Source organism: Roseateles sp. GW821-FHT02E12, assembly GCF_059421665.1.
Window position 1 is genome coordinate 539,930 of record NZ_JBWKVK010000003.1, and the last position, 18,889, is coordinate 558,818.

20 protein-coding genes are annotated in these 18,889 nt (G+C 68.1%); 15 read left to right on the forward strand and 5 right to left on the reverse strand.

Annotation, left to right across the window (positions count from 1 at the left end):
• Positions 1–78: 78 nt before the first annotated feature.
• Positions 79–657, forward strand: a complete 579-nt coding sequence (locus tag AC07V5_RS20415; protein WP_495117543.1) for a YceI family protein — start codon at positions 79–81, stop codon at positions 655–657.
• On the opposite strand, the gene AC07V5_RS20420 is transcribed toward AC07V5_RS20415, so the two are convergent.
• Genes AC07V5_RS20420 through AC07V5_RS20435 form a run of 4 tightly spaced genes read right to left on the reverse strand, consistent with a single transcriptional unit; the run spans position 643 to position 4,396 of the window.
• Positions 643–1,164 carry a GNAT family N-acetyltransferase gene (locus AC07V5_RS20420; RefSeq protein ID WP_495117544.1) on the reverse strand — a complete coding sequence of 174 codons (522 nt, stop codon included), beginning with the start codon at positions 1,162–1,164 and terminating at the stop codon, positions 643–645. The two genes, AC07V5_RS20415 and AC07V5_RS20420, sit on opposite strands and share 15 nt — an antisense overlap.
• Positions 1,164–1,721, reverse strand: coding sequence for a molybdenum cofactor guanylyltransferase MobA (mobA, locus tag AC07V5_RS20425; protein WP_495117545.1), 558 nt, complete (start codon positions 1,719–1,721; stop codon positions 1,164–1,166). Before mobA ends, AC07V5_RS20420 begins: the two co-directional genes overlap by 1 nt.
• Complete coding sequence (gene moaA, locus AC07V5_RS20430) at positions 1,714–2,829, reverse strand: GTP 3',8-cyclase MoaA (RefSeq protein WP_495117546.1); 1,116 nt, start codon at positions 2,827–2,829, stop codon at positions 1,714–1,716. The genes mobA and moaA overlap by 8 nt, the downstream gene beginning before the upstream one ends.
• Positions 2,830–2,875: 46 nt before the next feature.
• Positions 2,876–4,396, reverse strand: a complete 1,521-nt coding sequence (locus AC07V5_RS20435) for a methyl-accepting chemotaxis protein (RefSeq protein ID WP_495117547.1) — start codon at positions 4,394–4,396, stop codon at positions 2,876–2,878.
• Positions 4,397–4,491: 95 nt separating this feature from the next.
• Here AC07V5_RS20435 and AC07V5_RS20440 point away from each other — a divergent pair, with 95 nt between their 5' ends.
• The 13 genes from AC07V5_RS20440 to AC07V5_RS20500 all read left to right on the forward strand — a co-directional run bounded on the left by AC07V5_RS20440 (position 4,492) and on the right by AC07V5_RS20500 (position 16,019).
• Positions 4,492–5,433, forward strand: a complete 942-nt coding sequence (locus AC07V5_RS20440; protein WP_495117548.1) for a carbohydrate kinase family protein — start codon at positions 4,492–4,494, stop codon at positions 5,431–5,433.
• 141 nt (positions 5,434–5,574) lie between these two features.
• On the forward strand, positions 5,575–6,378 hold the full coding sequence (locus tag AC07V5_RS20445; RefSeq protein ID WP_495117549.1) for an enoyl-CoA hydratase-related protein: 804 nt from the start codon (positions 5,575–5,577) through the stop codon (positions 6,376–6,378).
• Between the two features lie 152 nt (positions 6,379–6,530).
• On the forward strand, positions 6,531–6,959 hold the full coding sequence (gene paaI / locus AC07V5_RS20450) for a hydroxyphenylacetyl-CoA thioesterase PaaI (protein ID WP_495118015.1): 429 nt from the start codon (positions 6,531–6,533) through the stop codon (positions 6,957–6,959).
• Positions 6,956–8,254 (forward strand): phenylacetate--CoA ligase PaaK, encoded by a 1,299-nt coding sequence (gene paaK / locus AC07V5_RS20455; protein ID WP_495117550.1) that lies wholly within the window; start codon positions 6,956–6,958, stop codon positions 8,252–8,254. Before paaI ends, paaK begins: the two co-directional genes overlap by 4 nt.
• 10 nt (positions 8,255–8,264) lie before the next feature.
• Positions 8,265–9,269, forward strand: a complete 1,005-nt coding sequence (gene paaA, locus AC07V5_RS20460) for a 1,2-phenylacetyl-CoA epoxidase subunit PaaA (RefSeq protein ID WP_495117551.1) — start codon at positions 8,265–8,267, stop codon at positions 9,267–9,269.
• Between the two features lie 11 nt (positions 9,270–9,280).
• A complete protein-coding gene (paaB, locus tag AC07V5_RS20465; RefSeq protein ID WP_119042409.1) occupies positions 9,281–9,574 on the forward strand; it encodes a 1,2-phenylacetyl-CoA epoxidase subunit PaaB in 294 nt (97 codons plus the stop codon).
• Positions 9,575–9,579: 5 nt separating this feature from the next.
• Positions 9,580–10,344 (forward strand): 1,2-phenylacetyl-CoA epoxidase subunit PaaC, encoded by a 765-nt coding sequence (gene paaC / locus AC07V5_RS20470; RefSeq protein WP_495117552.1) that lies wholly within the window; start codon positions 9,580–9,582, stop codon positions 10,342–10,344.
• Entirely contained in the window at positions 10,344–10,811 is a 468-nt protein-coding gene (paaD, locus tag AC07V5_RS20475; RefSeq protein WP_495117553.1) for a 1,2-phenylacetyl-CoA epoxidase subunit PaaD, read from the forward strand. The genes paaC and paaD overlap by 1 nt, the downstream gene beginning before the upstream one ends.
• 1 nt (position 10,812) lies before the next feature.
• On the forward strand, positions 10,813–11,871 hold the full coding sequence (paaE, locus tag AC07V5_RS20480; RefSeq protein WP_495117554.1) for a 1,2-phenylacetyl-CoA epoxidase subunit PaaE: 1,059 nt from the start codon (positions 10,813–10,815) through the stop codon (positions 11,869–11,871).
• Positions 11,871–12,488 (forward strand): TetR/AcrR family transcriptional regulator, encoded by a 618-nt coding sequence (locus AC07V5_RS20485; RefSeq protein WP_495117555.1) that lies wholly within the window; start codon positions 11,871–11,873, stop codon positions 12,486–12,488. The genes paaE and AC07V5_RS20485 overlap by 1 nt, the downstream gene beginning before the upstream one ends.
• A 29-nt stretch (positions 12,489–12,517) precedes the next feature.
• Positions 12,518–13,663 (forward strand): ABC transporter substrate-binding protein, encoded by a 1,146-nt coding sequence (locus tag AC07V5_RS20490; RefSeq protein ID WP_495117556.1) that lies wholly within the window; start codon positions 12,518–12,520, stop codon positions 13,661–13,663.
• A complete protein-coding gene (paaZ, locus tag AC07V5_RS20495) occupies positions 13,660–15,702 on the forward strand; it encodes a phenylacetic acid degradation bifunctional protein PaaZ (RefSeq protein WP_495118016.1) in 2,043 nt (680 codons plus the stop codon). The genes AC07V5_RS20490 and paaZ overlap by 4 nt, the downstream gene beginning before the upstream one ends.
• On the forward strand, positions 15,699–16,019 hold the full coding sequence (locus AC07V5_RS20500; RefSeq protein ID WP_495117557.1) for an MmcQ/YjbR family DNA-binding protein: 321 nt from the start codon (positions 15,699–15,701) through the stop codon (positions 16,017–16,019). The genes paaZ and AC07V5_RS20500 overlap by 4 nt, the downstream gene beginning before the upstream one ends.
• Here the strand turns inward: AC07V5_RS20500 and AC07V5_RS20505 are convergent.
• Entirely contained in the window at positions 16,016–16,741 is a 726-nt protein-coding gene (locus AC07V5_RS20505; protein WP_495117558.1) for a C40 family peptidase, read from the reverse strand. The genes AC07V5_RS20500 and AC07V5_RS20505 overlap by 4 nt on opposite strands.
• Positions 16,742–16,950: 209 nt before the next feature.
• Here AC07V5_RS20505 and AC07V5_RS20510 point away from each other — a divergent pair, with 209 nt between their 5' ends.
• Entirely contained in the window at positions 16,951–18,861 is a 1,911-nt protein-coding gene (locus AC07V5_RS20510; protein ID WP_495118017.1) for a propionate--CoA ligase, read from the forward strand.
• Positions 18,862–18,889 lie beyond the last annotated feature (28 nt).

The window sequence follows — 18,889 nt, forward strand, 5'->3', positions numbered from 1 at the left end:
AGCGTTGTGCGCCGGCTCACAAAACCCTCGCGGAAAACCCCTTACTTGAGCGTGCAAACCACACCGAGACGCCGGCTGATGCTGGTGGCGACACTGGCCTGCCTGGTGGGCTGCGCCACCGCGCCGCCCGCGCTGGCGCCGGCTGTTGCCGAGGGCAACGATCTGCGCATCCTGGTGTTTCGTGGCGGCACGGCGGCTCGGCTGGGGCACAACCATGTGCTGCGCGCAGCGGGGCTGCGTGTCGACTGGCCCGCCGCCGGGCCGGGCTTCAGCTTCCGGCTGGACGCGCTGGACATCGACCCGCCGGCCCTGCGCGCGCGCCTCGGGCCAGCCTTTGGGAGCGCCGTGGACGACGAGGCCCGGGCCGGCACGCGTGCCAACCTGCTGAAGGCGTTGGATGCGGCGGCTCATCCCGAGGTCGTCGTGCGCACGCTGCAGCAGCTGGGCGAGGGCGGGCGGCGTGCCGTGGAGGCCGAGATCACGCTGCATGGCGTCACGCGCTGGCAGTGGTTTGTTGTCGAGGTCGCGGGCAAGCGAGCGCGCGGCGAGGTGGTCATCCGGCAAAGCGACTTCGGCGTCCAGCCCTTCACCGTGCTGGGCGGGCTGCTGGCGGTGCAGGACGCGCTGGTCGTGCAGTTCGACTTAGTCGAGCCGTAGCCGCATCAGGTCCTTGGCGAGGCTGCGGCCATCGTCGAGACGGATCGCGTCCGGCAGGCAGCCGTAGCGCACAAAGCCCTGGCTCTCGTAGAGGCCGATGGCGGCGCGGTTGGTGGCCGTCACGCTGAGGGTGACCTGGGCCAGGCCGGGTGTGGCCTTGAGCCTGGCGATGGCCGCGACGAGCAGTGCCCGACCGATGCCGCGGCTGCGATGGGTGTCAGACACCATCATGCCGATCAGGTGGGCGAGGTGCTGCACCTTCAGGCGCGGTTCGCGCTCGCAGGTCAGCGCGCCGACGAGGCGGGCGTCGTCCAGCGCCACCAGCGTGAACAGCGTGCTGCCATTGCTGCCACCGGCCAGGCGGTTGCGGTAGCTGGACAGGTCACGCTGGCGTTCGGTCTCGGCGTCCGACGTGAAGGCCTCGGGGTGGCCAGCCAGCATGGCGTCCCGCAGCGCCTTGTAGGCCAGCAGGTCGGGCTCCAGCATGGGGCGGAGGGTGATGTCCATCAGGCAAGGTCCGCCAGGTGGTTGAGGTTGGCGAAGGCGGCTTCGTCGTCGAAGTGGGCAACGCCGTGCGGCTGCTCGCGCATCCAGCGCAGCACGGCGCGGCCGCCGGCTTGCAGGTGAGCGGCCAGCGGCGCGCGCAGGCGGGCGTGCAGCAGGGCGTGCGTCGGGTGCTCGCGCGCGGCCTGTGCAAATGCGAGGCCGTGAGGCTGTGCCGCTTCGAGCAGGCGTTCGGCCAGGTCCAGCGGCAGGTGAGGGCAGTCGCAGGGCGCGGTCAGCAGCCAGGCGTCGTCGGGGATGATGTTCAGGCCTGCCAGCACGCCGGCCAGCGGCCCCGCGAATTCCAGGCCGGGCGGGTCGGGCAGCACGGTGTGGCCGAGGGCGGCGTAGGCGTCGAGGTTGCGGTTGGCGCTGATCAGCACGCTGCTCGCCTGGGGCGCCAGGCGCCGGATCACTTGCGTGACGAGGGGGCTGCCGTCGAGCATCTGCAAGCCCTTGTCCACACCGCCCATGCGGCTACCGCGGCCGCCGGCGAGGACGAGGGCGTGAAGCTCAGCCACCGATGTAGTGCATTTCGACGCGGCGTTCGCCGGCAGGCGTTGCCTGGCCCTGGCCGCGCAGTTGCGAGTAGCGGTCGCCACGGTTCGCCCAGACGCTGGCGATGGTGCTGGCCAGCGGGCCGTCGTCCATGGCCTCGTCGCCACGCAGCAGGCCGCGCAGGTCGTGGCCGCGGTGGGCGAACAGGCAGGTGTAGAGCCGCCCTTCGGTGGACAGCCGCGCGCGGTTGCAGTCCCCGCAGAAGGCCTGGGTGACCGAGGAGATGAAGCCCACCTCGCCGCCGCCGTCGGCATAGGCCCAGCGTTCCGCCGTTTCGCCCGGCGCGCTGTGGGACAGCGGCGTGATCGGGAACTCCGCGGCGATGCGGCGCTGCACCTCGCTGGAGGGCAGCACCTGGTCCATGCGCCAGCCGTTGGTGGCACCGACGTCCATGTATTCGATGAAGCGCAGCACCACGGCGCCGCCGTAGTTGTCTCTGAAATGGCGGGCCATCGGCAGGATCTGGTCGTCGTTCACGCCGCGCTGCACCACCATGTTGACTTTGATCGGCCCCAGGCCCGCGGCCTGCGCGGCGCGGATGCCGTCCAGCACGTCGGCCACCGGGAAACCAACATCGTTCATGCGCTGGAAGACGGCATCGTCGAGACCGTCCAGGCTGACCGTCAGGCGCTTCAGCCCCGCAGCGCGCAAGCCGGCGGCCTTCTTCACCAGCGTCGAGCCGTTGGTCGTCAGCGTCAGGTCCAGCTCGCGGCCGTCGGGCGTGCGCAGCGCAGCCAGCATCTCGATCAGCGTTTCCAGCCCGCGGCGCAGCGTGGGTTCGCCGCCGGTGATGCGCAGTTTTTCAACCCCCAAGCCCACGAAGACGCGGGCCAGCCGGGTGATCTCCTCGAAGCTGAGCAGGTCGGCATGCGGCAGGAACTGGTGGTGCTTGTCGAACACCTGCTTGGGCATGCAGTAGCCGCAGCGGAAGTTGCAGCGGTCGGTCACCGAGATGCGCAGGTCGCGCAGCGGCCGGCCGAGCGTGTCCGCCAGCAGCCCAGCCGGCACGGCGCGCACTGGCTGGCGGCTCACCGGCGGGCTGAAGACGAGAGGGACTTCGCGCAAGGTCATGAAACGATTTTCGCCCCTTGCCGGCAACCCTCGGGCGAAGCGGGCTTCAGAGCCGGAAGCGGCTGACCGTCTGCGCCAGCCCCTCGGCCTGCTGGCGAAGTGATTCGGCGGCGGCCAGCGCCTGTTCCACCAGGGCCGAGTTTTGCTGGGTGCTGCGGTCCATGTCGGTGATGGTCAGGTTGACCTGGGCGATGCCGGCGCCCTGTTCGCTGCTGGCGGTGCTGATCTCGCCGATCATGGTGCTGACGCGCTGCACGCTGCCGACGACCTCGCGGATGGTGGTGCCGGCCTGCTCGACCTGGGCCGAGCCGGTGCTGACCTTGGCGACCGAGTCGTCGATCAAGCCCTTGATCTCGCGTGCCGCCGCGGCGCTGCGCTGGGCCAGCGAGCGCACCTCGCCGGCCACGACTGCGAAGCCGCGGCCTTGTTCACCCGCCCGCGCCGCCTCCACCGCCGCGTTCAGCGCCAGGATGTTGGTTTGGAATGCGATGCCGTCGATCACGCCGATGATGTCGACGATCTTGCGCGACGAGGCCTCGATGGAGCCCATCGTGCCCACCACCTGGTCAACCACCGCGCCACCCTTGCGTGCCACTTCCGAGGCATCGCGCGCCAGCTCGTCGGCCTGGCGTGCGTTCTGCGCGTTTTGTTGCACGGTGGAGGTCAGCTCGTCCATGGAGGCGGCGGTTTCCTCCAACGAGGCGGCCTGGGCTTCCGTGCGGGCGGACAGGTCACCGTTGCCGGCCGCGATCTGGGCCGACGCGGTAGAGATGGAGTCGCTGGCTTCGCGCACCTGGCCCACCAGGCGGGCCAGGTTGTCGCGCATGGCGCTGATGGCGTGCAGCACGCTGCCGTGGTCGCCGGGCTGCAGGCGCACCTCGGTGCCGAGGTTGCCGTCGGCGATCTGGCCCACCACCTCGGCCGCGTATTGCGGCTCGCCGCCGAGTTGGCGGAACAGCTGGCGCACGGCGGCCCAGACCAGGCCGGTCACGATGAGCATCAGCACGGCGCCTATGCCGAGCAGGATGGCGGTGTTGCGCCAGAAGGACTGCTCGATGTCGTCGATGTAGTCGCCGAAGCCGATGGTCCAGTCCCAGGGCACGAACTTGATGACGGCGTAGAGCTTCTCGACTTCGTCCTTGCTGCCGGGGCGCGTGCCCTTGGCGATGACGGTGCCGATGGTCTTGCCCTGCAGTGCCGCGCGGTAGCGTTCGCCGGCCTCCTTGCCTCCTTTGGCGTCGACGATGCCGACCCGCTTGGGGTTGGGGTGAACGAGGTTCACGTCGTCGCTGTAGCCGCGGACGAAGAAGTAGAGGTCGTCCCGGTGGAAGCTGGCGATCGCGCGCTTGACTTCGGCCTGCGCCTCCTCGCGGGTCAGCTTGCCGTCCTTCTCCAGCGCGTGGCCTTTCTCGGCTGCCGCGTGGGCCAGGGTGACGAGCGTGGAAAGCTGGGCGATGCGGTCGGCCATCATCGACGTGCGCAGCGTGGACAAGGCCACCGCGGCCAGCACCGCCATGCCCAACAAAGTGACGGCGCACAGCATCATCATCCGGGTGCGAAGCTTCATGGAACCTCCTCGTTGTACGAATCCATCGTAAGCATGCGGGAGAGGGTGCGACCCTGGGGCTTGCCAGTGTGCGCCCGGCCCGGTTGAATCAACGCATGAGTGCTGTACTTCATGCCGACCTGCCGCAGTTCATTGCCTTTGGCGAGGCCTTGACCGACCTGATCCGCATCGGGCCCGACCGCTGGCGCAGCGTCTGCGGAGGCTCACCCTGGAATGTGGCCGTCGCGATGTCGACGCTGGGCCAGTTGAGCGCCTTTGCCGGCGCGATCAGCCAGGACCCTTTCGGCGCCGAGATCTGGCAGAGCAGCCAGGACGCCAACCTCGATATGCGCTTCATCCAGCAGTTACCACGGCCGCCGCTGCTGGCCGTGGTGCACGAGGTGGACCCGCCGCGCTATTTCTTCATCGGCCAGGACAGCGCCGACCTGCATTTCCGCCCCGAAGGCCTGCCGATGGGCTGGACGCGCGCGGTGCGCTGGGCCCACTTCGGCAGCCTGGGCCTGGTGCGCGAGCCGCTGGCCGGCCGGCTGCTCGCGTTGGCCCAGGCGCTCAAGAGCGAGGGGCGGCTGATCAGCTATGACCCCAACTTCCGCGCGCCACCCATGGATTCGCGCTACGACGACACGCTGGAGCAGATGTGCCGGCTGGCGGACGTCATCAAGGTGTCTGACGAAGACCTGCGCGGCCTGTTTCGCGTGCCCGATCACCGTTCAGGCCTGGCGCAGATTGCCGCCTGGAACCCCGGCGCCTGGCTGCTGCTGACGCGTGGCGAGGCGGGGGCGACGCTGTATCACGGTGTCGAGGAATGCACCGCACGGCCGCCCCGCGTGGAGGTGCTGGACACCGTGGGCGCCGGCGACTCGGCCCTGGCCGGCCTGCTGGACAGCCTGATGCGCAACGCTGGCGCGCCGGCCGAGCATCACGTGCGCTGGGCGCTGGCGGCGGGGGCGGCGGCCTGCACCGCGGCGGGCTTTGCGCCGCCCCGGCCGGACCTGGTTGCAGCCCTGGTGGATGAGGTCGAAGTTGTCAAAGAGTAGGCCTCTGCCGGGTTCGGCACGCGCGTGCGGTGATTGGTGAGCAGCCCCGCGCAGCCACTGAATTTAGGGTTTTCCCTTGCCCTACTTGATCCAGATCAAACAGGCTCCTACGATTAACCGACCGGTCGGTAGAGAAATCCCATGTCCGAACAACTGATCCAGATCGAACAGCACGGCGCCGTGCGCCTGCTGCGCCTGAACCGCCCCGAGGCGCTCAATGCGTTCACGGCGACCATGCTGAGCCAGCTCCGCCAGGCGCTGGAGGCGGCGGCCGGGGACGGCGAGACGCGCTGCGTGCTGATCACCGGCGCCGGCCGCGCCTTCAGCGCCGGCCAGGACCTGGCCGACCCGCATGTGGCGCCCAGCCGCGAGCCCGGTGCGGCGCCGAAGGACATCGGCCACATGCTGGACCACTACTACATCCCGCTGGCGCTGCGGCTTCGCAGCATGCCGGTGCCGGTGGTGGCAGCCGTCAACGGCGTGGCGGCCGGCGCGGGCGCCAACATGGCCTTCGGCTGCGACCTGGTGCTCGTCGGCGAGAGCGCCAGCTTCATCCAGGCGTTTTCCAAGATTGGCCTGCTGCCGGACTGCGGCGGCACCTGGCTGCTGCCGCGCCTGGTGGGGCGTGCCAAGGCGCTCGAGCTGGCCTTGCTGGGCGACAGGCTGAAGGCCGTGGACGCCGAGCGGCTGGGGCTGATCTCGCGCGTGGTGCCCGATGCCGAGTTGCAGGACACCGCGATGGCCTTGGCGCAGAAGCTGGGCGACATGCCGACCCGCGCGTTGGTGGAGATACGCCGCGCGCTGGACGAGGCGCTGAAACTCGACTTCGAGCCGGCGCTGAAGCGCGAGGCCGCGCTGCAGAGCCAGTTGGGCTTTGCCTACGACTACCAGGAAGGCGTGGCGGCCTTCATGGACAAGCGCAAGCCCGAGTTCAAGGACCGCTGAAAAAATGAAGCCCCTTGTCCAAGGAGTACCTTGGCCGGTCCCCCGCGGGGACGGCGATGCTTGCGGCATTGAGCCGCAAGCACATCGCCAGCGCGGGCCGGCTAGGGAGCGGCCCGTCGCTCGGCCCGCAAACGCCATGGAGCGCAACTGAGATGAACGAACAAGCTGTTGCCGAGAGGGTGCGTGACGTCATGCTGGCGGACGATGCCGCGAGCAAGATGCTGGGCATGCAGATCACCGAGGTCGCCGCCGGCCGCGCCGTCGCCACGATGACGGTGCGGGCTGACATGCTGAACGGCTTTGCGATCTGCCACGGCGGGCTCATCGCGACGTTGGCGGATTCGGCCTTCGCCTTCGCGTGCAATGCCCGCAATGCGCTGACGGTGGCGTCGGGCTTCGGCATCGACATCCTGAAGTCGGCCAAGCTGGGTGATCTGCTCACGGCGACTGCCGAGGAAACCTCGCTGGCGGGCCGTACCGGGCTCTACGACATCACGGTGAAAAACCAGAACGGCGACCTGATCGCGATGTTCCGCGGTCGTTCTTATCGCCTCGGCGAACGCAAGGTATTCGAAGCATGACCGTCAAGTCACCCCGCCTGGGCGAGCTGGAGCCCATCGAGACCGCCAGCCGCGACGAACTGGCTGCGCTGCAGCTGGAGCGCCTGCGCTGGAGCCTGCAGCATGCCTACGACAACGTGCCGCACTACAAGGCCAAGTTCACCGAGGCCGGCGTGCACCCGTCGGACCTGAAGACGCTGGCCGACCTGGCCAAGTTCCCGTTCACGACCAAGCACGACCTGCGCGCGAACTACCCGTTCGGCATGTTCGCCATGCCGCGCCAACAGCTGGCCCGCATCCACGCGTCGTCCGGCACCACCGGCAAGCCGACGGTCGTCGGCTACACGCTGAAGGACATCGACAACTGGGCCAACCTCGTCGCCCGCTCCATCCGCGCCGCGGGCGGCCGCGCGGGCGATCTGGTGCACGTGGCCTACGGCTATGGCTTGTTCACCGGTGGCCTGGGCGCGCACTACGGCGCCGAGCGGCTGGGCTGCACGGTCATCCCGATGAGCGGCGGCCAGACCGAGAAGCAGGTGCAGCTGATCACCGACTTCAAGCCCGACATCATCATGGTGACGCCCAGCTACATGCAGGTGCTGGTGGAGGAGTTCAGCCGCCAGGGGCTGGATGCGCGCGAGTCGTCGCTGAAGGTCGGCATCTTCGGCGCCGAGCCCTGGACCGAGGCGATGCGCAAGGACATCGAGGCCAGCGCCGGCATCGACGCGGTGGACATCTACGGCCTGTCCGAAGTGATGGGCCCGGGTGTTGCCAGCGAATGCATCGAGAGCAAGGACGGCCCGGTCATCTGGGAAGACCACTTCTATCCCGAGATCATCGACCCCGACACCGGCGAGGTGCTGCCCGACGGGTCCGAAGGCGAACTGGTGTTCACGTCGCTGTCCAAGGAAGCGATGCCCGTCATTCGTTACCGCACGCGAGACCTGACGCGGCTGCTGCCGCCCACCTCGCGCAGCATGCGCCGCATGGGCAAGATCGTCGGCCGCAGCGACGACATGCTCATCATCCGCGGCGTCAACCTGTTTCCGACCCAGGTCGAGGAGCTGGTGTTGCAGGAAAAGGGCCTGGGCGGGCAATATCAACTCGTCGTCAGCCGCAACGGGCCGCTGGACGAGCTGCTGATCCGCTGCGAACTGGCGCTGGGCGCCACCGACGACGGCATTGGCAAGCGCTTGTCCGAGCGCATCAAGAACCTGATCGGCGTGACCGCGACCATCAACGTCGAGCCGAACAACTCCATCGAACGCACACTGGTGGGCAAGGCCCGCCGCGTCGTGGACCAACGCAAGAAGTAAGGAGCGAGCGATGTACACGCAAGCGATGGACCTGATGGCTCGTGAAGCCAAGCCCAAGGTCGTGAAGAGCGCCGAAGACCTGCAGCGCGAGGAAGCCTTCGAGGCCCGCATCGACGCCGGCGACTTCATCGAAGCCAAGGACTGGATGCCCGAGCACTACCGCAAGACGCTGGTGCGCCAGATCAGCCAGCATGCGCACAGCGAGATCGTCGGCATGCTGCCCGAGGGCAACTGGATCACGCGTGCGCCCACGCTCAAGCGCAAGGCCATCCTGCTCGCCAAGGTGCAGGACGAGGGCGGCCACGGCCTTTACCTCTACGCCGCCGCCGAGACGCTGGGCACCAGCCGCGACGAGATGACGGAGGCCCTGCTGTCGGGCAAGGCCAAGTACAGCTCCATCTTCAACTACCCGACGCTGACCTGGGCGGACATCGGCGTCATCGGCTGGCTGGTGGATGGCGCGGCCATCATGAACCAGGTGCCGCTGTGCAGGTGTTCGTATGCGCCGTATGCGCGGGCCATGATCCGCGTCTGCCGTGAGGAAAGCTTCCATCAGCGCCAGGGCTACGAGAGCCTGCTGACGATGATGACCCATGGCACTGCTCAGCAGAAGGCCATGGTGCAGGACGCCGTGAACCGCTGGTGGTGGCCTTCGTTGATGATGTTCGGCCCCGCGGACAAGGATTCGCCCAACTCCGAGCAGAGCATGCGTTGGGGCATCAAGCGCATCACCAACGACCAGCTGCGCCAGAAGTTCGTCGACGCGACGATTCCTCAAGCCGACATCCTCGGCGTGACGGTGCCCGACCCGGCGCTGAAATGGAATGCCGAGCGCGACAGCTACGACTTCGGCGAGATCGACTGGCGCGAGTTCTGGGCCGTGGTGGGCGGCGAAGGCCCCTGCAACCGCGAGCGCCTGGCCGCCCGCAACAAGGCCTGGGACGACGGCGCCTGGGTGCGCGACGCCGCCCTGGCCCACGCCCGCAAGCAAGCCACCAAGGCGCAAGCCGCCTGAGGAACAACAAGATGAGCAATCCGAAGAACGAATGGCCGCTGTGGGAAGTCTTTGTCCGCAACAAGGCGGGCCTGGACCACAAGCATTGCGGCAGCCTGCACGCGCCCGACTCGGCCATGGCCATCCAGATGGCGCGCGACGTCTACACGCGCCGCCAGGAAGGCACCAGCATCTGGGTGGTGCGCTCCGAGCAGATCGTTGCCAGCGACCCGACCGAGAAGGGCAGCCTGTTCGACCCGGCCGACGACAAGGTCTACCGCCATCCGACGTTCTATGAACTGCCGGACGAACTGAACCACATGTGATGGTGATGGACGCCAAGACCACCTACGTCCTGCGCCTCGCGGACACCTGCCTCATCCACAGCCAGCGGCTGTCCGAATGGGCCGGCCACGCGCCGGTGCTGGAGGAAGACCTCGCGCTGCCCAACATCGCGCTGGACCTGCTCGGCCAGGCCCGCGCGCTGCTGACGCATGCCGCACACCTCGAAGCCGCCGGCCGCGATGAAGACCAGCTCGCCTTCCTGCGCGAGGAGCGCGACTACCGCAATATCGTGCTCGTCGAACTGCCGAACGCAGCGGCCAGCCCGAGCGACGGCGGCGGTGGGCGCGACTTTGCGTTGACCGTGCTGCGCAACGCGGCCGTGGCGATCTGGCTGGAGCTGCTGTACGGGCGCCTGCAAACGAGCCTGGACACCGAACTGGCCGGCATCGCCGCCAAGTCGATCAAGGAAGTGCGCTACCACCGCCAGCATTCCGGCGACTGGGTCGTGCGCCTGGGTGACGGCACGGCGGAGTCGCAGTCCCGCATGCAGGCCGCGCTGAACGTGCTGTGGCCTTACTTCAACGAACTGTTCGCTGCTGATGGCGTCGATGGCGTCGGCCCCGCGTGGAAGGAGCTGGAGCCCGAATGGCGCGCCCGCTGGGCGGCGTTGATGGCGGAAGCCACGCTGACGCTGCCGCGCGAAAGCGCCATGCAGCCGCGAGGCATCGACGGCGTCCACAGCGAGCACATGGGCCACATGCTGGGCACGATGCAGCACCTTCAGCGCACCTACCCGGGCGGAGTCTGGTGATGAACCTTACCGCCGCGCGCGCCAAGCTCAACGCCGTGCCCGACCCCGAGATCCCGGCGGTCAGCCTGGTGGAGCTGGGTATCGTGCGTGACCTGCGCGAGACGGCGTCGGGTGTCGAGGTGGTGCTGACGCCGACCTACAGCGGCTGCCCCGCGACCGAGCTGATCGCCGACGATGTGCGTGCGGCGCTGAGCGAGTTCGGCGACGTGACCGTCACCATGCAGCGCGCGCCGGCCTGGAGCACCGACTGGATCACGCCCGAGGGCCGCGAGAAGCTGCAGCAATACGGCATCGTGCCGCCGCAATGCAGCGCCGAGCAGGCCATTCGCGTCGTGCCCCGACTGCGTTGCCCTCGCTGTGACAGCAGCAGTACCCAGCAACTCTCCCGCTTCGGCTCCACCGCGTGTAAGTCCACGTGGCGCTGCATCGAGTGCCTCGAACCTTTCGAATACTTCAAGCCGATCTGAGATGGCACTCCACTTCCACCCCCTGCGCGTGACCTCCGTCGAGCGCGACACCGACGACGCGATGGTTGTCGGTTTCGAAGCGCCGCCCGAGGGCTTCGGCTTCGAGCCCGGCCAGTACCTGACGCTGCGCGCCAGCGTCGGCGGCCAGGAGCTGCGCCGCAGCTACTCGATCTGCTCCGACCGCCGCTTGCGAGTCGGAATCCGCCGCGTCGATGGCGGGGCGTTCTCGAGCTGGGTGCATGAACAGCTCAAGGCCGGCGACGTCATCGAGTCGTATCCGCCGCAGGGCCGCTTCGTGCTGCCGGCGTCTGGCGAAGGCCGCCATGTGCTCTTCATCGCCGGCGGCTCGGGCATCACGCCCATCCTCTCCATCCTGACCGCGCTGCTGGAGCGCGAGCCGAACGCCCGCGCGACGCTGATCTATTCCAACCGCCGCACCGCGTCGACGATGTTCAAGGAAGAACTCGAAGACCTGAAGAACCGCTTCATGACGCGGCTGTCGCTGCACCTGATCTTCAGCCGCGAGGTGGTCGACGCGCCGCTGTACGGCGGGCGCTTGGACGCCGGCAAGCTCAGCGCCTTCCTGGCCGGCCCGGTGCCTGCGGGCAGCGTGGACGAGGTGTTCGTCTGTGGCCCCTTCGAGATGAACGACCAGGCCGAAGCCGCGCTGCTCGGCGCGGGCATTGCGGCCGAGCGCATCCACATCGAGCGCTTCGGCACGCCCGAGACCTTGTCGGGCAAGCCCGTGCCGCACGAGGTCAAGCCGGGCGACGCGCCCGAGGCCCGCGTGACCGTCATCCGCGACGGCCTGTCGCGTGAGATCGAGTTCCATTCGAGCGACCCCAGCCTGCTCGACGCCGCCGCGCGCGAAGGCATGGACGTGCCGTTCTCCTGCAAGAGCGGTGTCTGCTCCACCTGCCGCTGCAAGCTCATCGAGGGCGAGGTGCGCATGGACAAGAACTTCGCGCTGGACAAGGCCGAGGTCGCCGCCGGCTTCATCCTGGGCTGCCAGGCGCATCCCTTGACGGAGCGCGTCGTCATCTCCTTCGACGAACGCTGATGGCCAGAAAAAGAGCTCCCGGCTTCGAAGCCCAACGCGAGGACATCCTCGCCGCCGCCGCCCGCCTGTTCGCCGATCAGGGTTTCAGCGCCACGTCGATGAACCAGGTCGCCGAGGCCTGCGGCGTGGCCAAGCCGACGCTGTATCACTACTTCCAGGACAAGCAGGACTTGCTCGCGCAGATCTGCGACAGCCATGTGCATGCACTGCTGGCCCTGGTCGAAGAGGTCAAGGCCCAGCAGCTGACGCCTGACGCGCAGCTGCGCACCCTCATCGAGCGCTTCACGCGCTCCTATGCCGACGCCCAGGCCCAACACCGCGTACTGACCAGCGAGATCAAGTTCCTGGCCGAAGCCGAGCGCGAGCGCCTGCTGGACGTGGAGCGCCGCGTCGTCGGTGAATTCGCGGCCGCCGTCAGCCGCGTGCGCCCTGAGCTGCGCGAGGCCAACCTGCACAAGCCGCTGACCATGCTGCTCTTTGGCATGATCAACTGGACCTTCACCTGGCTGCGGCCGGATGGCGAGCTCTCGCACGAGGCGCTCGCTTCCCTGGTCAGCGATCTGTTCTTTGGCGGCCTGGGTGCAGTGCAACTGCGCCAGCCCGCTCTTGTCCCCTAAATCCGATAAACCCCCGAGGAGACGACCCCATGAAGCAATTCAAGCAACTCGCCCTGGCCCTTGCTGCCACGCTGAGCCTGGCGGCCCAGGCCGACATCAACGTCGGCGTCACGGTGTCGGCCACCGGCCCGGCCGCTTCGCTCGGCATCCCGGAGAAGAACACCGTCGCGCTGATGCCCACGACCATCGGCGGCCAGAAGGTCAACTACATCGTGCTGGACGACGCCTCCGACACGACGACGGCCGTGGCCAACACGCGCAAGTTCATCACCGAGAGCAAGGTCGACATCGTCATCGGTTCCACCGTCACGCCCAACTCGCTGGCAATGATCGACGCCGTGTCCGAGGCGCAGACGCCCATGATCTCGATGGCCGCCTCGGCCCGCATCGTCGAGCCCCTGGACGCCAAGAAGCGCTGGGTCTTCAAGACGCCGCAGAACGACATCATGATGGCCCTGGCCATCGTGACGCACATGGTGGACAACGGCATCAAGACCGCCGGCTTCATCGGCTTCGCGGACGCCTACGGTGAAGGCTGGTGGGGCGAGTTCAACAAGATTGCCGCTGCCAAGAAGCTCAACGTTGTCGCGAGCGAACGCTACAACCGCACGGACACCTCCGTCACCGGCCAGGTGCTCAAGCTCGTGGCCGCCAAGCCCGACGCCATCCTCATCGCCGGCTCGGGCACGCCCGCCGCGCTGCCGCAGAAGGCATTGAAAGAGCGCGGCTACGCCGGCAAGATCTACCAGACCCACGGCATCGCCAACAACGACTTCCTGCGCGTCGGTGGCAAGGACGTGGAAGGCACGCTGCTGCCGGCCGGCCCAGTGCTGGTCGCCGCCCAGCTGCCGGCCGATCACCCGGTGAAGAAGAGCGCGCAGGACTACATCGCCAAGTACGAGGGCGCCAACGGCAAGGGCTCGGTGTCGACCTTCGGCGGCCACGCCTGGGACGCCGGCCTGCTGCTGGCCGCCGCCGTGCCCGAGGCGCTGAAGAAGGCCCAGCCCGGCACGCCGGCCTTCCGAGCCGCGCTGCGCGATGCGTTGGAGAACGTCAAGAACCTGGCCGGCGCACATGGCGTCTACAACATGTCCTCGGGTGACCACCTGGGCCTGGACCAACGCGCTCGCGTGATGGTGCAGATCAAGGACGGCGCGTGGGTGCTGATCAAGTGAGCACGCTGCAGAGCTACATCGCCGGCCGCTGGGTCGGCGAGCGGGCGGCCAAGCCGCTGGCGAGCGCCATCAATGGTCGCGTTGTCGCTCACACGCACGAGGAAGGCCTGGACTTCGCCGAGGCCATGGCCTTTGCGCGCGGCACGGCGCTGCCCGGCTTGCTGCGCACCCACTTCCAGGACCGTGCGCGCGTGCTGAAGGCGCTGGCCGCCTATCTGATGGAGCGCAAGGAAGAGCTCTACGCGATCAGCGCCCACACGGGCGCGACGCGTAGCGACTCCTGGATCGACATCGAAGGCGGCATCGGCACGCTGTTCGCGTACGCCTCTATCGGCGGCAAGGACCTGCCGAGCAGCAATGTGCTGCACGAAGGCCCGCCGATGCGGCTGGGCGCCAACAACCACTTCATCGGCAGCCACGTGATGGTGCCCAAGCGGGGCGTGGCCCTGCACATCAACGCCTTCAACTTCCCGATGTGGGGCATGTTGGAGAAGTTCGCGCCGAGCTTCCTGGCCGGCATGCCTTGCCTGATCAAGCCCGCCACGGCAACGAGTTATGTGGCCGAGGCCTGCGTGCGCGTCATCGTCGACTCCGGTCTGGTGCCCGTCGGTGCGCTGCAACTCATCATCGGCGGCACGGGCGACCTGTTCGAGCGTCTGGACGAGTCCGATGTCGTGACCTTCACCGGCAGTGCGGACACCGCGCTGATGCTGAAGGCTCACCCGAATCTGCTGAAGAAGAGCATCCCCTTCAACGCCGAGGCCGACAGCCTGAACTGCGCCATCCTGGCGCCCGACGTGACGCCGGATGACCCGGAGTTCGACCTCTTCGTCAAGGAAGTGGCACGCGAGATGACGGCCAAGGCCGGCCAGAAGTGCACGGCCATCCGCCGCACCATCGTGCCCGCCAACCGCATCGATGCGGTCGCCGCAGCCCTGAAGGCGCGGCTGTCCAAGATGGTGGTGGGCGACCCTGCCGTCGAAGGCGTGCGCATGGGTGCGCTGGCCAGCAAGGCGCAGCAGGCCGACGTGGCCGAGCGCGTGGCGCAACTGGCCAAGAACTGCGAGCTGCTGCTGTCGGAGCGCGATGGATTTGCGCCCAAGGGCGAGGGTGTGGGTGAGGGTTCCTTCTTCGCGCCGACGCTGCTGCTGGCGCGCGATTCGGCCGCTAGCGATGCCCATCACCTCGAAGCCTTCGGTCCGGTGACGACGCTGCTGCCGTACGGCGATTTCGAAGAGGCGCTGCACCTGGCGACGCTGGGCCGTGGCAGCCTTGTCGGCACCATCTGCACGAAGACGCCGGCCTTGGCTGCGCAAGCCGTGCCGACCTTCGCCGCCTGGCATGGCCGCATGCTGGTGCTGGACCGCGAGGCCGCACTGGAGAACACCGGCCACGGTTCGCCGCTGCCCAAGCTCAAGCACGGTGGCCCTGGCCGCGCGGGCGGCGGCGAGGAACTGGGCGGCCTGCGGGCGGTGAAGCATTACCTGCAGCGCTGCGCGGTGCAGGGCTCGCCAACCATGATGAGCGCCGTCACCGGCGAATATCAGCGTGGTGGCACCGTCACCGAGAGCGACATCCATCCGTTCCGCCGCTACTTCGAGGACGTCGAGGTCGGCATGAGCCTGCTGACCCATCGCCGCACCGTGGGCGAAGCCGACATCGTCGCCTTTGGCGGCCTGTCGGGTGACTACTTCTACATGCACTTCGATGAGGTCGCAGCCAAGGAATCGCCCTTCGGCAAGCGCATCGCTCACGGCTACTTTGTGCTGTCAGCCGCGGCAGGGTTGTTCGTCAGCCCCGCACCCGGCCCGGTGCTGGCCAACTACGGCCTGGAGAACCTGCGCTTCGTCACCCCTGTGGCGATTGGCGACACCATCCAGGCGCGCCTCACCGCCAAGCGCAAGATCGACCGCCCGCCGCGTGACGATCAGCCCGCGCAGGGCGTCATCGGCTGGGACGTGGCCGTGACCAACCAGCGCGACGAGCTCTGTGCGAGCTACGAGATCCTGACGCTGGTCGCCAAGCGCGTCGCCGGATGAACGCAGAGCAGGCCCGAGCACTCGCCTTGGGCCTGCCCGGTGCGGTCGAACTGCCGCATCACGAGCTGACATCCTTCCGCCTGCCAGGCACCAAGGGCAAGATCTTCGCGACCATGACGCCCGACGGCGCCGAACTGCGCGTCTTCATCAAGGACGAGGATTCGCGCGATGCGTGGATCGCTCGCCATGAAGGCGCCGTTGAGCCGCTGTACTGGGGAGCGAAGCGCTGCGGCGTGAAGCTGCTGCTTGCGAGGGCCAAACCGGCCTGGGCGAAGAACTTGTTGACCGAGGCCTGGAAAGACCTCGGCGGAGCTTAGCGAGCCAGCGTGCCTTCGCCAGCCGCTGCCTTCAGGTCAGCGCGGCGCGCGCCCGTGAAGCGCTTGGCCCAGTAGGAATCGCGCATGTCCTCCACCCGCACGGCGCTGCCGGTGCGCGGCGCGTGGATGAACTTGCCCTCGCCGACATAGATGCCCACGTGGCTGAAGGTGCGCTTCATCGTGTTGAAGAACACGAGGTCGCCGGGCTTGAGTTCGTCGCGGCGGATGGACAGCAGGCTGCTGTCCTTGGCCTGTTCATCGGCGCGGCGTGGCAGCACCATGCCCACGCTCATCTCGAAGATGTGACGTGTGAAGCCGCTGCAGTCGAAGCCGTTCTCGACCGAATTGCCGCCGCGCGTGTAGCGCACGCCCAGGAAGTTCATGGCCGACAGCACGAGGTCCGAGGCCGTGTCGCGCACGCTGGCCAGCAGGCGAGATGACCCGCCTTGCTCGGCGCCGTTGAGCAGGCCGCGCTCGCTGAGGAAGCGGCTGACCGCGTCGCTGGCCGTGGTGGCCTGTGCCGGCTTGGGCGCGGTCGCGGCCTTGTCAGCCGCCGCCTGCTGTTGCTGCAGGCTCTGGCCATAGGCGCCCGTCATCGTGCCCAGCGGGGGTGTTGTCGTGGCCGCCTGGGCCACGCCCTGCGCATGCGCGGCGCAGCCGACGACCAAGAGGCCGGCAGCAGCAATCCGATTCAGCAGGGTAGCGACAGAAACCAGGGGCATTCGAAACGGGAACCGAGGCGGGCCGCGAACGGCCGCGATAGCGGAGTGGGACAGCGGCGCGCAGGGTATGGGGGGCACCCGGCACCGTCAACAAAGGCAGACGTAAAGGGCGCTATTTTGAGGGCAAACCCGGGGTTGGTCGGCCGCGAATCCCGGGAAAACCCGGAAACGATCACACAAACTGACATGGGTCAGACTCTCGTCAGTGCCTGCGCAACACACTGACCGGCATGAAGACCTACGCCGACTTTCACCAGCGCTCGCTCACTGACCGTGATGCCTTCTGGGCCGAACAGGCCCGCCGCATCGACTGGCAGACCCCGCCCGAGCAGATTTGTGACGTCAGCAAGCCGCCGTTCGCGCGCTGGTTCGTCGGCGGCACCACCAACCTCTGCCACAACGCGGTGGACCGCCACGCGGCGACGCGGCCGGGCGACCGGGCGCTGGTGTGGGTGTCCACCGAGGTCGGGCAGGAAAAGGTCTACAGCTTTGCCGAACTGCAAACCGAGGTGGAGGCCTGCGCGGCCATGCTGCTGGCCCAGGGCGTGGGGCAGGGCGACCGGGTGCTGATCTACATGCCGATGATCCCGGAGGCTGCGTTCGCGATGCTGGCCTGCGCACGCATCGGCGCCATCCACTCGGTCGTCTTCGGCGGCTTTGCCTCGGTCAGCCTGGCCAGCCGTATCGATGACGCGAGCCCGAAGCTCATCGTCAGCGCCGATGCCGGCAGCCGCGGCGGCAAGGTGGTGGCTTACAAGCCGCTGCTGGACGAAGCCATCCAACTGGCCGCCCACAAGCCCGAGAAGGTGCTGATGGTGGACCGGGGCCTGGCTGCCTTCACGCCCGTGGCCGGCCGCGACCTGGACTACGCGGTACTGCGCAGCCAGCATCTCGGCCAGCGCGTGCCCGTGACCTGGCTGGAGTCCAACAGCATCAGCTACACGCTCTACACCAGCGGCACCACGGGCAAGCCCAAAGGCGTGCAGCGCGACGTGGGCGGCTATGCCGTGGCCCTGGCCGCGAGCATGGACTACATCTTCGGCGGCAAGCCTGGCGAGACCTATTTCTCCACCAGCGACATCGGCTGGGTCGTCGGCCACAGCTACATCGTCTACGGCCCCTTGATCGCGGGCATGGCCACGCTGATGTACGAGGGCCTGCCGGTCAACCCGGACGCGGCCGTCTGGTGGAGCCTGGTCGAGAAGTACCGGGTCACCGTCATGTTCAGCGCGCCCACCGCGGTGCGGGTGCTGAAGAAGCACGACCCGGCGCTGCTCAAGCGCCACGACATCTCTTCGCTGCGCGCGCTCTTTCTGGCCGGCGAGCCGCTGGACGAACCCACCGGCCGCTGGATCTCCGACGCCTTGGGCGTGCCCATCATCGACAACTACTGGCAGACCGAAACCGGCTGGCCGCTGCTGACGGTGGCCCACCACGTGCCCGGCGTTGCCCCCGTGCCCACGCGCTTCGGCTCGCCTGGCGTGCCCATGTACGGCTACGACGTGAAGCTGCTCGACGAGCAGACCGGCGAGGCGCTGACCGCACCCAACCAGAAGGGCGTGCTCGTCATCGAGCACCCGCTGCCGCCGGGCTGCCTGCAGACCGTCTGGGGCGACGACGACCGTTTCGTGCGCACCTACTGGAACAGCGTGCCGGGCAAGCAGGTGTATTCCACTTTCGACTGGGCCTCTCGCGACGCCGACGGCTACACCTTCATCCTCGGCCGCACCGACGACGTCATCAACGTGGCCGGCCACCGCCTGGGCACGCGCGAGATCGAGGAGAGCATCTCCAGCCATGGGGCCATCGCCGAGGTGGCCGTGGTGGGCGTGGCCGACCAGCTCAAGGGCCAGGTCGCCATCGCCTTTGTCGTGCTGCGCGACCCCGGCCAGGCCTCGCTGGCCTTGGAGGGCGAAATCATGAAGCACGTCGACGGGCAACTGGGCGCCGTGGCCCGCCCGGCGCGGGTGCATTTCGTCGGCCTGCTGCCCAAGACCCGCTCCGGCAAGCTGCTGCGCCGTGCCCTGCAGGCCGTGGCCGAGGGCCGCGACCCGGGCGACCTGACGACGCTGGATGACCCGAGCGCATTGGCACAGGTGAAAACCCTGCTGCAGAAATAGGGGTGTGCCAAACGGCTGGTGTGGAGCC